The organism is Ureibacillus galli, from assembly GCF_014836845.1.
GTDB classification, from domain to species: Bacteria; Bacillota; Bacilli; order Bacillales_A; family Planococcaceae; genus Ureibacillus; species Ureibacillus galli.
Window position 1 is genome coordinate 81,138 of the sequence record NZ_JACSQA010000010.1, and the last position, 18,819, is coordinate 99,956.

At 36.6% G+C, this 18,819-nt stretch carries 15 protein-coding genes; 8 read left to right on the forward strand and 7 right to left on the reverse strand.

Annotated features, from left to right (window positions below; translation table 11 throughout):
• Positions 1-33: 33 nt before the first annotated feature.
• The 3 genes from H9636_RS08835 to H9636_RS08845 all read left to right on the forward strand — a co-directional run bounded on the left by H9636_RS08835 (position 34) and on the right by H9636_RS08845 (position 5,800).
• A complete protein-coding gene (locus H9636_RS08835) occupies positions 34-4,452 on the forward strand; it encodes a S8 family serine peptidase (RefSeq protein ID WP_191707259.1) in 4,419 nt (1,472 codons plus the stop codon).
• A gap of 189 nt (positions 4,453-4,641) precedes the next feature.
• Positions 4,642-4,866, forward strand: a complete 225-nt coding sequence (locus H9636_RS08840) for a DUF1540 domain-containing protein (RefSeq protein ID WP_191707260.1) — start codon at positions 4,642-4,644, stop codon at positions 4,864-4,866.
• Between the two features lie 148 nt (positions 4,867-5,014).
• Positions 5,015-5,800 carry a nucleotidyltransferase domain-containing protein gene (locus tag H9636_RS08845; protein WP_191707261.1) on the forward strand — a complete coding sequence of 262 codons (786 nt, stop codon included), beginning with the start codon at positions 5,015-5,017 and terminating at the stop codon, positions 5,798-5,800.
• 83 nt (positions 5,801-5,883) lie between these two features.
• On the opposite strand, the gene H9636_RS08850 is transcribed toward H9636_RS08845, so the two are convergent.
• The 5 genes from H9636_RS08850 to pgeF all read right to left on the reverse strand — a co-directional run bounded on the left by H9636_RS08850 (position 5,884) and on the right by pgeF (position 9,526).
• A complete protein-coding gene (locus H9636_RS08850; protein WP_191707262.1) occupies positions 5,884-6,075 on the reverse strand; it encodes an H-type small acid-soluble spore protein in 192 nt (63 codons plus the stop codon).
• Between the two features lie 11 nt (positions 6,076-6,086).
• Positions 6,087-6,257 (reverse strand): YfhD family protein, encoded by a 171-nt coding sequence (locus H9636_RS08855; RefSeq protein ID WP_191707263.1) that lies wholly within the window; start codon positions 6,255-6,257, stop codon positions 6,087-6,089.
• Between the two features lie 100 nt (positions 6,258-6,357).
• Positions 6,358-6,987 (reverse strand): hypothetical protein, encoded by a 630-nt coding sequence (locus H9636_RS08860; RefSeq protein ID WP_191707264.1) that lies wholly within the window; start codon positions 6,985-6,987, stop codon positions 6,358-6,360.
• A 223-nt stretch (positions 6,988-7,210) separates the two neighbouring features.
• The gene (locus tag H9636_RS08865) at positions 7,211-8,620 is read right to left on the reverse strand and encodes a LysM peptidoglycan-binding domain-containing protein (RefSeq protein WP_191707265.1); all 1,410 of its coding nucleotides are present in this window, start codon (positions 8,618-8,620) and stop codon (positions 7,211-7,213) included.
• 141 nt (positions 8,621-8,761) lie between these two features.
• Positions 8,762-9,526 (reverse strand): peptidoglycan editing factor PgeF, encoded by a 765-nt coding sequence (gene pgeF, locus H9636_RS08870; RefSeq protein WP_191707266.1) that lies wholly within the window; start codon positions 9,524-9,526, stop codon positions 8,762-8,764.
• 403 nt (positions 9,527-9,929) lie between these two features.
• Here pgeF and safA point away from each other — a divergent pair, with 403 nt between their 5' ends.
• On the forward strand, positions 9,930-10,538 hold the full coding sequence (gene safA, locus H9636_RS08875; protein ID WP_191707267.1) for a SafA/ExsA family spore coat assembly protein: 609 nt from the start codon (positions 9,930-9,932) through the stop codon (positions 10,536-10,538).
• Between the two features lie 95 nt (positions 10,539-10,633).
• Here the strand turns inward: safA and H9636_RS08880 are convergent, their stop codons facing one another.
• Positions 10,634-13,723: an efflux RND transporter permease subunit gene (locus tag H9636_RS08880; RefSeq protein WP_191707268.1), complete on the reverse strand. Its 3,090-nt coding sequence runs from the start codon at positions 13,721-13,723 to the stop codon at positions 10,634-10,636.
• Between the two features lie 95 nt (positions 13,724-13,818).
• Here H9636_RS08880 and H9636_RS08885 point away from each other — a divergent pair, with 95 nt between their 5' ends.
• Positions 13,819-14,658 carry a TetR/AcrR family transcriptional regulator gene (locus tag H9636_RS08885; protein WP_191707269.1) on the forward strand — a complete coding sequence of 280 codons (840 nt, stop codon included), beginning with the start codon at positions 13,819-13,821 and terminating at the stop codon, positions 14,656-14,658.
• 39 nt (positions 14,659-14,697) lie between these two features.
• Here the strand turns inward: H9636_RS08885 and H9636_RS08890 are convergent, their stop codons facing one another.
• The gene (locus H9636_RS08890) at positions 14,698-16,092 is read right to left on the reverse strand and encodes an amino acid permease (RefSeq protein ID WP_225230149.1); all 1,395 of its coding nucleotides are present in this window, start codon (positions 16,090-16,092) and stop codon (positions 14,698-14,700) included.
• A gap of 248 nt (positions 16,093-16,340) precedes the next feature.
• On the opposite strand from H9636_RS08890, the gene tatC reads away from it, so the two are divergent.
• The 3 genes from tatC to chrA all read left to right on the forward strand — a co-directional run bounded on the left by tatC (position 16,341) and on the right by chrA (position 18,634).
• Positions 16,341-17,078: a twin-arginine translocase subunit TatC gene (gene tatC, locus H9636_RS08895; RefSeq protein WP_191707270.1), complete on the forward strand. Its 738-nt coding sequence runs from the start codon at positions 16,341-16,343 to the stop codon at positions 17,076-17,078.
• 18 nt (positions 17,079-17,096) lie between these two features.
• On the forward strand, positions 17,097-17,300 hold the full coding sequence (tatA, locus tag H9636_RS08900) for a twin-arginine translocase TatA/TatE family subunit (protein ID WP_191707271.1): 204 nt from the start codon (positions 17,097-17,099) through the stop codon (positions 17,298-17,300).
• A gap of 146 nt (positions 17,301-17,446) precedes the next feature.
• Positions 17,447-18,634, forward strand: coding sequence for a chromate efflux transporter (gene chrA / locus H9636_RS08905; protein ID WP_191707272.1), 1,188 nt, complete (start codon positions 17,447-17,449; stop codon positions 18,632-18,634).
• The last annotated feature ends 185 nt before the right edge of the window (positions 18,635-18,819 follow it).

The following is an 18,819-nucleotide window of genomic DNA, read 5'->3' on the forward strand; positions in this document are numbered from 1 at the left end:
GGTCGTTGTTAAAAATCGGAAGGAGGAGAATATGTGAAAAAGAAGAAACGTTCAACCAAAGCGTTTAACATTACAGCATCTTTACTCGTTGCGTTTTCCCTCATAGCACCTACTGTTGCTAGTGCGGAAACAACAAACAAACTTCATGAATCTTTACGAGAATCAAGTGTAAGTAATGTTCTTGCGAAGGATAAAATTAGTGACCGTTTGTTAACTAATTTTAAAGATGAAGAGAAAATAACTTTCCTTGTAAAATTTAAGGATAAGGCAGAAGCACAAGAAGTAGCAAAAGAAGCAAGAAAAACTGCGAAGGAAAAGAAGCTATCTGCACAAAACACGAAATTAGTACAACGTTCAGCTGTTGTCTCCGAATTGAAATCAACTTCCATCGAGTCACAACGATCAGTCATCGATTTTCTTGAACAAGAAGCGAAAAAGGGAAATGTAGATGATTTTGATTCTTACTACATTGTAAATGGAATGGCAGTAACAGCAACAAAAGAGATTGCTGAAAAGATTGCTACTTTTTCAGAAGTTGAAAAAGTACTTCCAAATGAAACACGAAAATTGGAAGCAACGGTAGTAGAGGATGCTCCAGCACCAGCGTCTGAAGTTGCGAATGTTGAATGGAATGTCGCCCGTGTAAAAGCTCCTGAAACGTGGGAGATGGGTATTGACGGTTCCGGTACAGTAGTGGCTAGTATTGATACAGGTGTTCAATGGGACCATCCGGCATTAAAGGAAAAATATCGTGGTTACAATGCAGCTACGGGTGAAGTTGATCATGATTATAACTGGTTCGATGCCACTGCTGGACAAGACGAACCTTATGACGATCAAGGACATGGTACGCATGTAACAGGAACAATGGTTGGTAGCGAACCAGATGGGACAAATCAAATCGGTGTTGCTCCAGGTGCTAAATTTATTGCTGTTAAAGCATTTACTGCAGCTGGTGGTACAGATGCAGACCTTTTAGAAGCAGCTGAATGGATTTTAGCACCAACGGATTCCGAAGGCAATGCCCGTGTTGACTTAGCTCCTGATGTGGTGAACAATTCTTGGGGTGGTGGACCCGGTTTAGATGAATGGTACCGAGATGTTGTTAATAACTGGCGTGCAGCTGAAATTTTCCCAGAATTCTCAGCTGGAAATACAACGCTAACAAATCCGGGTGGACCTGGATCTGTAGCAGCTCCTGCTAACTATCCTGAATCCTTTGCAACCGGTGCAACGGATATTAACAATAAAGTAGCGAGTTTCTCTCTACGTGGACCTTCTCCGTATGATGAAATTAAACCTGATATTTCAGCTCCTGGTGTAAACATCCGTTCATCGGTACCTGGTGGTGCTTATGAAGGTGGATGGAATGGTACATCCATGTCAGGTCCTGCAGTATCTGGTGTGGCCGCATTACTTCGCCAAGTAAATGCGAACATAACCGTCGATGAAATGGAAGAAATTCTATTGAATACGGCAACTCCGTTAACAGATGAACAGTATCCAGAATCTCCAAACCATGGTTACGGTTATGGTTTAGTTGATGCTTATTCAGCTGTATCTTCTATTATTTCTGGTTTAGGTACAATCGAAGGACAAGTAACAAAACAAGGTGAAGATGCAGAAGCACCAACTTTCGAGCATGTAGCTCCTGAGGAAACATTTGAAGGAATGGATTTACCTTTATCCATTTCCATCTCCGATAATATTAGTATTTCGTCTGTACATTTAAACTATACTGATGCAAATGGTGAGGTTCAATCAATCGAAGCGGGCCGTCTTTCTGGAGACTATAAATCTGGAGAGTTTGGCGTTGTTGTACCAGGTAGTTTGATTAATGGCTCGTCATTCAAATATTTCTGGACTATCAATGACTTTGGAAATAATGAGGTAACAAGTGATGAGTATACGGTTGAAGTAAAACCAGGTATTACGACAGGTTACTTTACCGACTTTGAAAATCAACCAACTGGCTGGTATTCGTTTGGTAATGCAAATAGCTGGGAGTGGGGTGTCCCAACATCTGGTCCTGGTAATGCTGCATCAGGTGAAAAAGTATATGCAACGAATCTAGAAGGAACATACGACAATAATATGAATGCAACTCTCGTGATGCCTCCAGTTGATTTACCAGAAGGGAATGCTTATTTACAATTCAAGCATTGGCATAATTTTGAGAAATCTTCTACAGGAAGAGCTTGGGATTATGGTCACGTTGTTATTTCAACGGACTTAGAAAATTGGACGCAATTACTTCAAGTAAACGGTGTTTCAAATGGTTGGTTAAGTACAGAGGTCAATTTATCTGAGTATGCTGGTCAACGAGTGTATATTGGTTTTAACTCTTACTCAGATGGAAGCGTAATGCGTGATGGCTGGTATATTGATGATGTAGCTCTATCAGATTCGTCACTGTCTAAGAAACAATTAGGTATTATTAAAGAAGTAAAAACTGAAAAAGTACCAAAGTTAACTAAAAAGGAAAAAGCTGCTGAAGCTAAAAAGGAAAAAACAGAAAAGCCAATTGATCCAAAAACAATTAAACCGGTATTACCTGAAAAGGCACCGGGTCCAATTGTAGAAGAAGTGGCAAATCCAACGCTTCTTCCATTAGGAGCACAAGTAAGTGTTCTTGAATCAGGCCGTTCTGTTTATACAAATCCAGGAAATGGTTCCTACTCTTTAACGCATAGTGCTGGTGATTTCACAGTAAAAGCGGAAGCATATGGATTTGCATCGGAGCAACAATCAGTAGAGTTAGAGGCAGACGGTTCAGTTTCTGCAAACTTTACGTTGGAAGAATTACCTCAAAATTCAGTGGCAGGTGCCATTACTGATCAACAAACTGGAGAACCAATTGAAGGAGCAACGTTACTTCTTGTAGAAGATGCGAACATAGCACCGGTTATAACAGACGCAAATGGTAGCTATTCAATTACTGCATACGAAGGTGACTATACGTTGAAAGTTGTTGCGGATGGTTACCATAGTAAAGAAGTGGCTGTTTCAATCGATGGTGATGGAGCAACGATGGATATTAGTCTTAAGCCATTCTACACGTATCCTGGTGGGGAAATCGGCTATGATGACGGTACTGCAGAAAATGCCCGTGCATTTTATGATGCAGGAAATGGTTGGGGAGTGAAAATGTCCCTTCCTGAAGGAGAAGAAAGTGGAATCGTAACAGATGGGGTATTCCGTTTCTGGGATACGTCATGGCCAGCACCTGGAGGTACTGATTTTAAAGTAGAAGTTTGGGATGCAACAGGAGCGAATGGTGCACCTGGTAAAAAAATTGCAGGACCAATCGATGCGAAGGCGCTACGTAATGGTGAATGGACTGTTGTAGATTTACGTGAACATAATATTGTTGTAAACGGGGATTTCTACATGGTTTACATTCAAGCTAAGCCAAATCCTAATGCGCCTGGTCTAGGAACAGATGAAGACGGGAAAAATGCGGCTAGAAGTTATCAATTTGTTTCCGGTGCATGGACTCCAGCTCCAGCAGAGGAAGGAAACTATATGATTCGTGCCCGTGTTAGCTATGAAGTCGATGCACCTGTTATTACTGGACCAACAGATAGCCTGATTACAAATGAAAAAAGTTTAACTGTAACGGGTACTGCTTCTCCAACAACTAAAATTGAGTTAAAGCATAACGGTAAGGATGCAGGAACGGTTGACGTAGGAGAGAATGGCCAATTTGAGATTCCGGTAACGCTTGTGGAAGGTCAAAACGAGTTAAAAGCCATTTCGACTCTAAATGGTCGCACAACAGGAGAATCCACACCAATTTCTGTTACGTTAGATACCGTGAAACCAGCTGTGAAGATTACTGAACCAACAGATGGCGCTAAAATTAATCGTGAGACGGTAACGGTAAAAGGTACAATTGAAGATGCTAATTTAGAATTTGTTAAAGTAAATGGACAAGCAGCAACGGTTAAAGACGGTCAATTCTCAAAACGTATTATTTTAGAGAACGGATCTAACGAAATAAAAGTAGTTGCTCAAGATTTAGCAGGAAATCGCACGACAAAAACAATGACTGTAAGTGTAGATTATGATGCACCAGTTATTGAAAATGTGAAGCCTGCAAAAGATCTTTACATTCAAACGGGTAAAAGTGTCATGATCGAATTTGACAGTGAACCTGGACTACGAGCAACGTTTATGGTGCATATGCCATTGACGAATACGAAAGCTCAGGCTCAAAATGCAACAGAACTTCCTTTAATGGAAATGAGTCCTGGTCATTACGTTGGCTACTATACGGTACCATCAGGAACAGTTGCTGATGGTGCGCAAATTGAAGTGAAGGCTGTAGATAGCTTTAAGAATGAAACACGCATGAAAGCAGCAGGTAAACTTTATATCAATGTAGACCAGCCAACTAAAACTACTGATGTAAAAAGTAAAGGAGATACATCAGATAAAAAAGCAGAGTAATCTTAAATAGTAAAATTAAGTACCATCAAAGAATCATTCTTTGATGGTATTTTTTATTAAAAACGTTTTTTCCTAAAAAGGAGTCATACTTTCAAAATAAAAACTTTTGAATTGGACAAAATACAATTTGAAGAGTTTAAATGGAGTCTCATTTTGACTTTTCACAACATATCAATGAGGAGGATAGCTATGCCAAACGTAGAAGTAAGCTGTGCTGTATCGAACTGTTTTTTCCATAAAGAGGGAAACCTTTGTGGAGCAGAAAAAATTCAAATCGATATGGATTATCACTCCAAAAATCGGAATACAGAGTTTGCTTCGGATCTTGACTTTGATAAGATTTCAGAAGAAGCAAATCATTCCCAAGATACATGCTGTAAAACGTTTGAACCTAAAAACGAACGTGAAAAATAAATGGTGTTCATCCATTCCATTTGTTACAACATGAAGGCAAGGCTGTTCGAACATTGAGGTTGTTGTTGGACTAAAGGATTCATATCCTTTAGTCCTTCTTAATTGTTATGTATGATGTAGGAAGAATAGTTAAAAGAGAGATGGATCTATGAAAGAGGCTATTTTACAAAAGTTGATGGATATTGAAGAGTTGTATTCAGTTAAAATATTGTATGCCGTTGAGTCAGGAAGTCGAGCTTGGGGATTTGCAACAGAACATAGTGATTATGATGTTCGTTTTATTTATGTTCATCACCCCAATTGGTACCTTTCCATTGATCCACAAGGGATCGGCTCAAAAAAAGACAGTATGGAGTTCCCGATAAATAATCATTTAGATATAAATGGATGGGAACTAACGAAAGCTTTACGTCTTTTTAGGAAAAGTAATCCGACCATTTTAGAATGGTTAAATAGCGAAATCGTTTACTACCAGAATGATTTTTTTATTGATAACTTATGTTTGCTACAAAAGGATGTCTTTTCACCCATTTCCTGCTTACATCATTACTTGAATGTAGCGAACAATAACTATAAATCATATCTTCAACGTCCAATAGTGAAAGTTAAAATTTATCTTTATGCCGTAAAATCGCTTTTGGCCTGTAGTTGGATTGAAAAGTTCCAAACGGTTCCACCTATCACCATCCAAGATTTACTACCTTTGCTGGACTATAAAAAAGAAAAATTGGAAGTGGAACAATTGCTGAAACGAAGAAATTTAGGGGAAGAGTTTAACATGACGGTACCCCTTCCTATTTTGAATAATTATATACAAGAAGAGTGCATTCGCATTAAAAATTATATTCCGACGTTAAAAGAAGAACAGAGGAACGCAACAGAGAAGTTGGATCACTTATTTAGACAAACATTGCAACTAATATATGGACATTAAGCATAAATGGGATTCACTTCATCTTTTGTTTTGGCGTATAAAAAGAATCGCCCCACTGGATACTAATCCAATGGGATGATTTTTTATTGAACGAGGTATTCCTCTTTAAGTTCTGACACGGCTACTTCTGAACGTTCTTCGAGGGATTGGCGTAAATGAACAGTAGCAGTCTTTCCATCATCATGAAGTTTATCAATCCACACGGAAACACCATTATAGCTGACTTCATATTCCTTTGGAGAAGCATAGATTTCTTGAGCACGATTGTAATCCAATTGAATCCCTCCTATTTCTTCTTTCGAGTGTTATGTTTTGTTTTTTCAACTAGTTGGTGAAGTTCATCTAATTCTTGAGCAACTTCTTCTCGCATCTTACCAGGAGCTATTTTTTGCGTTTTTGGTGTTTGTGGTAAGGAAGCTTTATTTGTTCCTTTACTTTTACTATCATCTCTTCCCATAAGAAGTTCTCCTTTCGATTGGATTCCTTCTTAATATGGCTTAGGAATCGTTTTTTATCACAAAAAAATACACAACAACTAGTGTTGTGTACGTCCCTTTTTACTCTAATGGAATACCCGCTTTTATTGAAAATTCGTCAACTTGGTATAGCCATTCTCTTAGCAAACGTCTTGCTTCATCTAAACCTTGATTTGCTTCAGTCATTGTATCCATACTTTGCTGTTCGATTGCGGAAATCATTAGGGTAAAGGAGTTATATTGAATATTAGCCGCTTCAATATACTTTTCATGAAGTGCTTGAACTTCGGCATTTTTCGGCATAATCGCTTCTAAATCCGCTACGAATTGACGATAGCCAGGAATGACTTCATCTAAAAGGGTATAGTATAAAACTTCATCATTTGTATAATTTACACCGGTTACACTATCGTATAAACCAATAATTCTTTCCTCTTCCACAGCTAATAACATCATTTCATCTAAGTAATCTGAAAATGCTTGTGCAAACTCATCATCTGTACTTGGAGCTGTAGTCTCAGTATTAGAAGCATTATCAGTATCGGTTTCATTTTCAGTTTTAGTCTCTGTTTCAGTCTTAGTATCCGTTTTCGTTTCAGAAGTTGTTTCTTCACTTTTAGATTCTTTAGATTCTTCCTTTGAATCAGAATTACTGCAACCAACTAAAAAAACAAAGGTTACCATCGAAAGAAAAAGTAATAATCTTTTCATGTGACTCCTATCCTCCAACGAAATTTGAACCGTTGGATTGCTTTTTTTATAAATTGCATTCTTTATAGGATATTCAAGATTTTAAAATGTGTTACTAATTTTTCAATGGTCACCTATTTGGAATGTTTACATAACAAAAAAGCTGGATTAAGCGTGTATATCCAGCTGGAAATATTTCGTATTTTTCAATTTCATACATGTCTTAAGAAACAAAATTCTTACTTCACACTTTCCGAATGTCAAAATTGGAATTTAATAAAGCCCAATTTTGAGGATAATCATAGCCTAATGCCCAATAACTAATTCCTCTTAAGTTATACTGTTTAACCATGTCAAATTTTGCTTGGGCACTCCGAGCATCTTCAAACCATACTTCATGCCTTTGCCCTTGTTCATCAACATAACGGAAAAAAGGAGACTGAGCGGTATTGTCGTATTGAATGGTTGCATTAAATTGAGTAGCACGTCGAACAGCTTCTTGAGGGCTAAAGGTTTCAGCTGTTGCTCCTTCAATATGGGGAATCTTCCAATCCCTCGCATAAATTTGGAAACCTAAATAGATTTTATCCGCTGGCATAACAGAGAGGGCATATTGTACAACTCTTCGCATTTGGTTAGCAGGAGAAATTGCTTGTGGGGATGCCCCTCTCCACCCCCATTCATAGGTCATTAGAATAACAAAATCACCTATTCTCCCATGGGCTTCATAATCATGGGCAGTATATAATAACCCTTCTTGCTCTCCACTTGTTTTAGGTGCAACAGCAGTGGAAACAAAATAACCTCTAGGATGCAATCGATTAACGGCCAACTGAAGAAACTGATTGTAGTTTTCACGATCCTCCGGTAAAACATATTCAAAGTCAATATTTAACCCTTTATACCCCTTTTCATCCATCAATTGAAGTACATTTGAAATCAGTTTTTCACGCAGTTCAGGATTTGACAAAATGGCATTGGCTAAATTCGTTCCAGTTGATGTCGTGGATAAGTTCGTAATTGCTAACATAGGTGTTACGTTCTGAGAAATAGCAGCGTTTATCATCAATTCATCTTCAAAGGGTTGCAACGTACCATCTTCTTTAATTAAATAAGCAAACGGGCTTAAATAAGTGAGTAAGTAACCAATTTCATTGACGCTTTGAGCTGCTTCTTCATCCTTTTGGTAGGTGTATGCATTGACTTCGATTAATGGTTTTCTTCTAGGAATAACTAATGGGGTTCCGATGTAAATGAGGTTTTGATTTTGTAATGGATTGGCATTAAGGATGGCTTGAATCGTTGTGCCATATTGAGTAGCAATTTGAGATAATGTTTGGCCTGATTGGACAGTATGGATGATTGGTGGAATGTATATCGTAACCCCTGGGTACAAAAGATTTGGGTTCGTAATTTGATTTATATTTAAAAGGGATTGTACCGAGACACCGTAACGTTGCGCGATAGACCATAAATTTTCCCCTACCTGAATAGTATGCGTGTCTACAGCTGTTGGAATGACTAATGCCTGCCCTATTAACAACTTGTTTGGATCCGGTAATTGATTTACTTGTTGTATTGCATTGATAGAGACATAATATTGATTGGCAACTTCCCATAGTGACTCACCCGAACGGACAACATGAATGAGCAATGCATAGCCTCCTTAAAAATGCTTTATGAAATAATATATGTTTACTTAAGGATTATTCATGAATAACAACTAATAAACCGTATTCCTAAAAAAGAAAACTACTTCGCTTTAGTTTTACGAAGTAGTTCCAAGTTCAAAAAATTAGTTTTCTTTTCTCATTATGAAGCTTAAATGTCTCCCCGTTTTTTTATCTTCTCGATAGGAAAAACCATCTGGATGATGGAAAGTACATGTTAAGTCAATTTTAACGTTATTCAATGGAATCCCAACTAATTCACATTGTTTTTTTACGGTTTGTTGATTATCAATATGGTACTTGTTTGTTTCTTCTTTAAAATAAATAAATTCATCAGCATAACCTAGATCTTTAAACTTTTGGTAAACATCTTCATCTACTTCGAATCGCTCTTGACTCAATGCAGGTCCAAGCACGACCTTAATATCTTTCGGGTTATTTTGTTCGTTTTTTATTAAATGCTCAAATACTTTTAAAGTAATTTCTTTTATAGTCCCCTGCCATCCAGAATGAATAACTCCAGTGAGGCCAGTTGTTTCATTATAAAAAATAACGGGTACACAGTCTGCCGTAAAGGTACAGAGCAATATATTTGGTTCATACGTATAAAGGGCATCTGTGTTGGAAATGGCATTATCTACACTTCTAGAGCCCCTCCCCTTATCTTCCGCCGTGACGTGATGGACATTAGCACTATGAGTTTGATTTGCACAAACGAAGTCGTCTACATCACAATTTAAAAAAGACGCTAACTTCAATCGATTGTTCAGTACATTTTCAACATTTTCACATACGTGTAAGGCCATGTTATTATGTTCAGGTTCTTCATGGTCTTTTAATGTAGTCCCCAATACGAATTGAGGGTTATTTAAATATATTCTCGTTTTCATTCCATCACCTCATCCCCATCATATTATATAATCAGGCGTTTCATCAAAAAATGAATCTAAAGAAAGATTCATAGAATGATATTTAACTTGAATGATAGTAAATATGGAGAGTATCTAAATCTAGTATACTTTTATGATAGACATCTTTTTTAAATACTATTCAGCTTTTTACCAATTTCATTATAGTATTGGTTATTTATTTCCAACCGGAATATTTTCCTATTACAAATTGGTTTCAATTTTAACAGAACAAAGGATGGATAAAATAAGTGTTTCTTTTGATTAGTAGGTCAAAATACTCCCTTTGAAAAGATATCGTAATAATCTATCCATTATTTTATTAATGATTTTCTCTATTAAACTCCTGTACTATAAAAATACATAAAACAGGAGGTAACAATCGATGTTTAAAAACTTGAAAAAAGGCGTGATCGCTACTGTTCTTGGAGCATCTCTATTATTACCAGTAACCGCTTTAGCGGCTAATTCATATACAGTAGTGTCAGGAGATACTCTTTGGAAAATCGCAGTAAAAACAAAAACAGGAGTTCAAGAGTTAATTGATGCGAATCCACAATTAGCAAATCCGAATTTAATTTATCCAGGTCAAAAAATTAACGTACCAGAACAAGAAGGACAAGCAGTTGAACAAGAAGTTGTACGTCTTGTAAATGTAGAGCGTGCCAACGCAGGTCTACCAGCTTTAAAAAGTGATTGGGAACTTGCTAGAGTAGCGGAAGATAAGTCACAAGATATGGCAGACAAAAATTATTTCAGCCATACTAGCCCAACTTATGGATCACCATTTACAATGATGAAAAACTACGGCATTACATATAAATCAGCTGGTGAAAATATCGCCCAAGGGCAAAGAACAGCTTCAGAAGTTGTGAAAGCATGGATGAATTCAGAAGGCCATCGAGCAAATATTTTAAATAAAAACTTCACACACATTGGTGTAGGCTATGTAGCGGATGGTAACTACTGGACTCAAATGTTTATTCAAAAATAATCAATACAATAAGTCGGGAACTATCGTTCTCGGCTTTTTTATATACTAAAACAAAAAGAAGGTGTCCCATAAAAGAGACACCTTTTCATTTGCTATTAATCTTCTCGAATTTCGTTACGTTTTTTCTTTAACATTTTAGAAAGCGTTTCGTAAACAATTGGAACGATGACTAAAGTTAAAAGGGTTGAACTTAACAAACCTCCGATAACTGTTATTGCGAGGTCGGCTGACATAAGACCGCCGCCACCACCAATACCAATTGCCATTGGTAACATAGCACCGATTGTTGCGATAGCCGTCATTAAGATTGGACGTAAACGTGTTGCACCAGCTTCTAGAATAGCTTCGCGCATAGATAAACCATCACGTTCCATATGGATAATGCGGTCTACAAGAACAATCGCGTTTGTGACAACGATACCAATTAACATTAATAGACCCATCATTACTTGGACAGAAATCGTATGTCCTGTAATAAATAATCCAATAAACGCACCAATTACGGTAAATGGTAATGAGAATAGAATTGCAAATGGTGCTAAACCTTCACCAAATGTTACAACTAAAATGAAGTAAACAATACCGATAGCCGCAATCATTGCCACTCCTAGTTGTGTAAATGTTTCAGTCATGTCTGCTGCCACGCCTGCGACACCAGTCGTTACACCTTTCGGTAAATCAAGATCTTCGATTTTTTCATCTGCTTCCGATGTAGCTACCGAAATATCATCACCAACAATTGTACCTGAAACAGTTGCGTAGTATTCACCAGCAGAACGACTTAATGTATTTAAAGTTGTTCCTTCTTCAACCGTTACTAATTCAGATAATGGAACTGCAGTTCCTGTTGCTGTTGGAATCGCAGTTTCTAATAGTTGTTCTAAAGATTCTGGAGCAGTTTTTGCTTCCCTTTGGACAATGACTTCAATTTCATCTCCGTCATTTTCAACCGTTGTTAACACTTCTTTTGAGCCAGAATCATTTAATGCCATCACGATTTGAGCAGTTGTTAATCCATATTGCAATACATGTTCTTGATCTACTTTAAACACGTTTTCAACATATGGATCTTCTGCATCACTTGTTACATCTTCTAAGTTATCTACTTCTTTTAAAGCATCTTCTACTTGTTTAACAGCAGTCATTAAATCATTTAAATCCTCACTGTATAACGTGTAGCTAACTTCATTTGAGGACATCGCTGATGTACTAAAGTTTTGTGATTTCCACTCACCGGATTGACCGATGTTAAACACATAGTCTTCAATTTCTTCCCTTACTTCAGGGAAGTTTTCCATTTCGTCATCAAAGATAAGGTACATTAATGCACCGCCTCCGCCACCCATCATCATAGCAGATGGATCAGCATTTTCTGAATCTGTAATGGATAATTGAAGGATATCAAGGTCTTCGCGTTTTAATAATTCTTGTTCTACTTCCTTAATGTTCGCTTCAGTTTCTTCCAGTAACTCTCCAGTTTTAGGTGTATAAGTCAAATACATAACTTTTTCTTCCGCAGAGCCCATGAAACTAAATCCGATTAAAGGAGTAAGGGCAAGGGAACCAGCTAAAATGATAATCGCGATTATGGATGTAATCACTTTATGATTTAATGTTTTTTCTAGTACACCTTTATACCATAATGCTAGTTTACCCACTTCTTTATGGCTCTTTTCTGTTTTCTCACCATAAAGTTTTTTACGGAATAAGAAGTGGGATAATGCTGGTACGATTGTTATCGCAACAAGCAATGACGCGCCTAAAGCGAAGGTCATTGTTAAAGCGAATGGCATGAATAATTCTCCAACCATTCCACCTACGAAAATAAGCGGTGCAAATACTGCAACTGTTACTAGTGTAGAAGAAAGAATTGGTTTGAACATTTCAATTGTCGCTTCCCGAATTAAGGCACGACCATGGAGTTTTTCATTTTTTAAGTGCATACGACGGTAAATGTTCTCCACTACTACGATGGAGTCATCAATAACACGACCAATCGCTACCGTAATGGCACCTAACGTCATAATATTTAACGTAATATCTAACCAGTTTAGTAGCAATAAAGCCATAAAGATTGAAACTGGAATTGAAATGATTGAAATAATAGTAGATTTAAAGTCGCGTAAGAATAAAAGAATAATTAAAACGGCAATTAAACCACCGAATACTGCTTTCTCAACCATTGAGAATACAGAATCTTCAATTGGTTCAGCTTGGTCTAAAGAGATATCAACCTTTAAGCCATCAATAGCAGCCTCTTCTTCTTCAATTAAGTCTTTTACAGCATTAACTACAGTTACCGTATTTGCTTCTTGGCCTTTGACAATTTGAATTGCAATGGCATCTTTACCATTTGTACGAGATACGGATTGAACTTTACCAACCGTCTCAATTGTCGCGATATCTCCAAGTTTAACAAATGGCACTGGGTTTTCAGCTGTAGGTGTGACTGGTATAAGCATTTCTTTTAATTGATCGATAGTTTGAATATCACCGTCAACAGCTACTGCTTCTTCACCTTCAACAAATTCGTATAGACCTAATGATAGGGCCATATCACTAGCTTGAACCATTTGTTTAACAGTGTCTTCTGTTAATCCAAGGGAAGCCATTTTTTCTTCATTATAAGTGAATTCAACTTCCTCGATGTGTTGCCCAGTAATCGTAGCCGAAGCTACTCCATCGATTTTTTCAATTTTAGGTAATAAAATATCCTCAACTGTTGAAGTTAATTCAACAATGTCTTCTTCAGTACTACTAATCGAAAGAGCAACAACTGGCATCATATTCATACTGATTGCCATAATGGTAGGCTCTTCCACTTCTTCTGGTAATGTAACATTATCAATCGCGGATTCTAACTGACGTTTTTTCTCATCCATATCAACGCCGTAATCATATTCAATTTGAATTTGGGAAACGTTGGATGATGAGTTTGAATATACAGCTTTGACATCTTCGAGACCTTCCACTGCTTTTTCCATTGGTATTGACAGTTCATCCATTACTTGTTCTGGAGTTGCACCTGGGTATACCCCCATCACAATTAAGTACGGAATCGAAATGTCAGGTATGGATTCCATTTTCATTCGTGTCCCTGAATAAATACCTGAAACTGTAATGATAATAGTAAGTAACCATACAGCAAGTTTATTTTTCAGGACAAAATTTACTAAACCTTTCACCTTTACACCTGCCCTTAATTGACTCTTGTATTACAGTTATTTATACTAATGACTAATTAGTCAGTTGTCAAACAAATGGGGTAGGAGTGTTTTAATTGGTAAAGAAACAAATTATCATGGAGAAAGCGCTGGAGTTATTTGCTGAAAACGGTTTTGAGGCGACATCAGTACAGCAAATAACAGAGCGTTGTGGTATATCAAAAGGAGCTTTTTATCTTCACTTTAAATCAAAAGATGAGCTCATTCATAGTTTAATCGACCAGTTTATGAACGGCTTTATAGCAGAGATTGAACGTGTGGTCAGTGAAAAGCCGACGGAACATTTACTATTTCACTTCTTATATGTTACTTTCAGTGAATTTCAACAGCAGGCAAACTTCGCGAAAGTATTCGTTAAAGAGCAAGTGCTGTCCTTCAATCAAGAGCTTTTAGAAAGAATGCACATGTATATGACAATGTTAAATAAAATTGTTCTATCAATTGTTCAAAGACAGTTTGCACATATAAATCACCATATGCATCTTGATATTTTATTTACTATTAATGGACTAACGAAAAGTTATTCGGAACTATTCCTAATAGATAATTATGCAATTGATTTAAACAAGTTGTGCCAAACAATTGTCGAAAAGGTGACAATTGTTGCTGAACATTCTAAAATTCCTTTCATTACACCTGAGTACTTAATTAAAACGAATGTACATCCAACTATTTCGAAGGAAAGACTTAATGAATTGTTAAGCGAAGTGCTAGAGGAGATACATGAAGATCCGGTTGTCCAAGAATCTTTAATGATGTTGAAGGAAGATTTAAATAATCCAAACTTGAATAATACGATTGTTCAAGGGTTAATAAATAATATCCGGGCAAATAATCATTGCATATGGGTTGCCTATTCATACCAACAATATTTAAAGGATAAAGCAAATAAGTAAAAAGGAGCTTCCATTGTCAAAGGGACAATAGAAGCTCCTCTATTTTATTTCATTTAATGTACTATGTTTTCTTCCGTATAAGAAGTAAAATACAAGACCAATCACAAACCAAATTCCACATGCAATCCAAGTTTTAATCGAAAGCTGTGTCATTAAAAAGAGGCAAGCTAAAAATGATAATATGGGTAGCACTGGAAAGAACGGCACTTTAAAACCATTTGATAAAAGAATGTTTTTATTTCTTCGCAAGAAAATAATACCTAAAGAAACAATCGTAAAGGCAATTAAAGTCCCCATATTCACTAACTCTGCGAGAGTACCTAATGGGATAAAACCAGCACAAAAGGCTATAACTATTCCGAAAATCCAAGTATTTATAACGGGCGTGTTATGTTTTGGATTAATTTTACTCATTACTTTTGGTAGTAAGCCATCCCGGCCAATAGCAAAAAGTAAGCGGGATCCGCCATAAATCATCACTAGGATAACGGTCATCATCCCAGTTACAGCACCTAATGAAATAATACCAGCAATCCAATCTTGTCCAACTAAATCGATAGCAAAGCTAACGGGATTGCTTACGTTTAAAGTTGTATATGGAGTGATTCCAGTCAAAACAAGGGACATCGCTATATAAAGTAAAGAACAAATTAACAAAGAACCAATGATTCCAATTGGTAAATTTCGTTGTGGATTTTTTACTTCTTCTGCTGCAGAAGATACAGCATCAAAACCTAGGTAAGCAAAAAATACAAGTGCTGCCCCCGAAACAACCCCTTCTATACCAAATGGCATGAATGGTTGCCAATTATCGGGTTTTACATAAAACATACCGACAACGATGAATAAAAGAATAACCCCTACTTTAACAAAAACCATAATCCGATTTACTTTTGCTGATTCTTGCATGCCGAGTGTTAATAAGTAGGAAATGATCAATACGATTAAAATAGCAGGAAGATTCATAAAAGTTCCTTCTGCCGGGTTAAAGGGTCCCGATAGAGCGTTAGGAATGGAAATATTAAGTCCTTCTAATAATGAAATTAAATAAGATGACCAACCGGTAGCAACGGAGGCAGCGGCTAATCCATATTCTAATACTAAAGCCCAACCGACAAACCAAGCGATGATTTCCCCAAACACTACATAGCCATAAGTATAGGCACTACCAGTCACAGGGATGGCGGATGAAAACTCGGAATAACACATTCCGGCAAGGGCACAAACAAAAGCTGCTATTAAAAAGGAAAAAACAATAGCAGGTCCTGAATGACTGGCAGCTACTGTTCCAGGGAGTATAAATATTCCTGTTCCAACAATTGCACCAACGCCGAGTAAAATTAAATCAAAGGCCCCTAATGTTTTTTTTAATTGACCTTGTCCATGTTGATTTAATAAATCATCTATCCTTTTTTTTCTAAATAAATTCGACAAAATGAACACCTATTCTTTTTGAATTATGAAAAAATATTACTATGAATCGAAAGGAAGGTCAAATAAATATTAAAAAAGGTCGAAATATATCGAAAAAGTAGCTCGTTAAGTTCTTTTTTCATAGTAGTTTTACTATTTATGAATTTCCTTAGTATTAAAAATTTTTGAACGTTCATAATGGAACGGTTCATTGATGCACATAATAATGGCACCAAAGGAGATGTTCTTTATGAAATTTGGTGAGAACGATGGATGAAGAGAAAGAATTAACACTAGTTGAGCATTTAGAGGAATTACGAAAACGATTAATTATAATATCCGTAACGTTTGTTTTATCATGTTTAATTGGTTTTTGGTTAGCTCCGAAAACATTAAATATGATAAAACAGCAGCCAACCGCCGCAACTGTTGATTGGAATTTATTTGGATATACAGATGGGCTTATGATTTATGTGAAATGTGCCCTTATCCTCGCTATTCTGATTACATTACCAGTGACTTTATGGCAAATTTGGTTATTTGTAAAACCGGGCCTAACAGAAAAAGAGGCGAAGGGAACCCTTTTTTATATACCGATTTCTTTTTTACTATTTTTATTCGGTATTAGTTTTAGTTACTTTTTGCTGTTTCCTTTAATGTTAAACTTCTTATCGAATGTGAACACGTCGATTGGTGCGATTGAAACATATGGAATAAAACAATATTTCACATTGTTATTTAATATCGTGCTACCAGTAGGATTCGTTTTTGAGTTACCGGTTGTTATATTGTTTTTAACCAATATCGGGTTAGTAACTCCCGATAAATTAAAGAAAATGAGGAAAGTTGCTTATTTTATTTTAATAATCGTCGGGGTGTCCATTTCTCCCCCAGATTTTCTATCGGATATTATCATCATTGTCCCTTTATTATTACTATTTGAAATTAGTATCAGTGTATCCAGTTGGTCTTTAAAAAGAAGGGAACGGTTAAACATAACTTATTAATAGAGAGGAGGTTTTAAGATGGCAAGTATCGGTGTACCTGGGTTAATCATCATATTAGTGTTAGCATTAATCATCTTTGGCCCTGCTAAATTACCTCAGCTAGGTAAAGCGGTTGGAGAAACTTTAAAAGAATTTAAATCATCTACGAAAGGTGTAATGGATGACACACCAGAAGAATTAAAGATCGAAGAAGTTGTTGAAACAAGTTCGAAGAAAAAGTAACTTCTATAAATTATAACTAAGCCCTTCCTTATGGACAGGGCTTAAATTGATTTATATTAAAATTATGTTAATTTCTTTGTGATTGAATTTTCCCCAATAGAAAACCTTGTTATGATAAATGGAAAATAAGAGTGGAGATTAACAAAATGATTGACAACAGGTCATTGTTTAAAACTTGGTTTGAAATTTTTTTAGTATCCTTAAAATTAGGGCTAACCTCCTTTGGTGGTCCTATTGCCCATTTAGGATATTTTCATGAGGAATATATTCGCCGCAGAAAGTCGTTAGATGAAAAATCTTATGCGGAATTAGTAGCCTTATGTCAGTTTCTACCAGGTCCCGCTAGTAGCCAGGTTGGAATTGGTATCGGTATTATGCGCGGTGGATTATTAGGAGGCATCATTTCTTTTCTCGGCTTTACGATGCCCTCTGTTATTGCCCTAATCATTTTCGCATTATTGATTGGCGAGCTGAATGTAAGTGACATGGGTTGGATTCACGGTTTGAAAATTGTTGCGGTGGCAGTTGTAGCCCATGCTATATTAGGAATGGCAAAAAATTTAGCACCAGATCTAACTCGAAAGGCTATTGTTATTTTCGCCTTAGCGGTTGTATTGTTATGGCAAACGGTATATGCACAAGTAGGAGTTATACTAATAGCCGGTCTTATAGGATATTTATTATATAAAGAAAAAAGTGATGATCATACGACTTATTTCAAAGTACCAATTAGTAAAAAAATAGGACTTTTCTGCATTACTTTATTTTTTGGTCTTCTCATCTTATTACCGATATTAAGAGAAGCGTTTGCATCTCCATTCGTTGAGATGTTCGATCGTTTTTATCGAGCGGGATCCCTTGTATTTGGTGGAGGACACGTTGTGTTGCCTTTACTTGAGCGGGAATTTGTTCCGACAAATTTCATTAGTGAAGGGGCATTTTTAGCTGGTTATGGAGCAACCCAAGCAGTTCCAGGTCCGTTATTTACTTTTGCCGCTTATATTGGTGCGGTCATGGATGGCTGGTTTGGTGGAATTTTAGCTACGATTGCCATCTTTTTACCGGCTTTTTTACTTGTTCTTGGTACATTACCATTTTGGGATATTGTACGGCGGAACGGTAAAATGAAGGGAGTGTTTATGGGTATTAATGCGGCTGTTGTAGGGATTTTAATTGCAGCCTTTTATAACCCAATCTTTACTTCATCAATTATGGAACCGATTGATTTTGTCTTTGCCGTGATTCTGTTTAGCATGCTTTCCTATTGGAAAATTACACCGTGGATTATTGTTCTTACTGGTATAATTGGAGGGACATTATTATCCATGATGTAAAAAAGAGGCTGGGACATAACTAGCTTCAAATAGTGAGAAAGGTGAATTTGATGAAACTCAAATTCACCTTTCTCTATTTTTGTGTGTAAATTCTTTTTTCTTTAGTTAATGGCCGTGAATTTTCTTAAATTCACGGCCATTAACGCGAGGCCCATTTCGTTTTCTACCTTCGATTTTCCTCGTAC

Excerpts from the sequence above, each read along its gene's own strand:
- H9636_RS08840 (WP_191707260.1), top strand. The coding sequence starts at position 4,642 with ATGCCAAACGTAGAAGTAAGCTGTGCTGTATCGAACTGTTTTTTCCAT.
- H9636_RS08845 (WP_191707261.1), top strand. The coding sequence starts at position 5,015 with ATGAAAGAGGCTATTTTACAAAAGTTGATGGATATTGAAGAGTTGTAT.
- H9636_RS08855 (WP_191707263.1), bottom strand. The coding sequence starts at position 6,257 with ATGGGAAGAGATGATAGTAAAAGTAAAGGAACAAATAAAGCTTCCTTA.
- H9636_RS08860 (WP_191707264.1), bottom strand. The coding sequence starts at position 6,987 with ATGAAAAGATTATTACTTTTTCTTTCGATGGTAACCTTTGTTTTTTTA.
- pgeF (WP_191707266.1), bottom strand. The coding sequence starts at position 9,526 with ATGAAAACGAGAATATATTTAAATAACCCTCAATTCGTATTGGGGACT.
- safA (WP_191707267.1), top strand. The coding sequence starts at position 9,930 with ATGTTTAAAAACTTGAAAAAAGGCGTGATCGCTACTGTTCTTGGAGCA.
- tatC (WP_191707270.1), top strand. The coding sequence starts at position 16,341 with ATGGATGAAGAGAAAGAATTAACACTAGTTGAGCATTTAGAGGAATTA.
- tatA (WP_191707271.1), top strand. The coding sequence starts at position 17,097 with ATGGCAAGTATCGGTGTACCTGGGTTAATCATCATATTAGTGTTAGCA.
- chrA (WP_191707272.1), top strand. The coding sequence starts at position 17,447 with ATGATTGACAACAGGTCATTGTTTAAAACTTGGTTTGAAATTTTTTTA.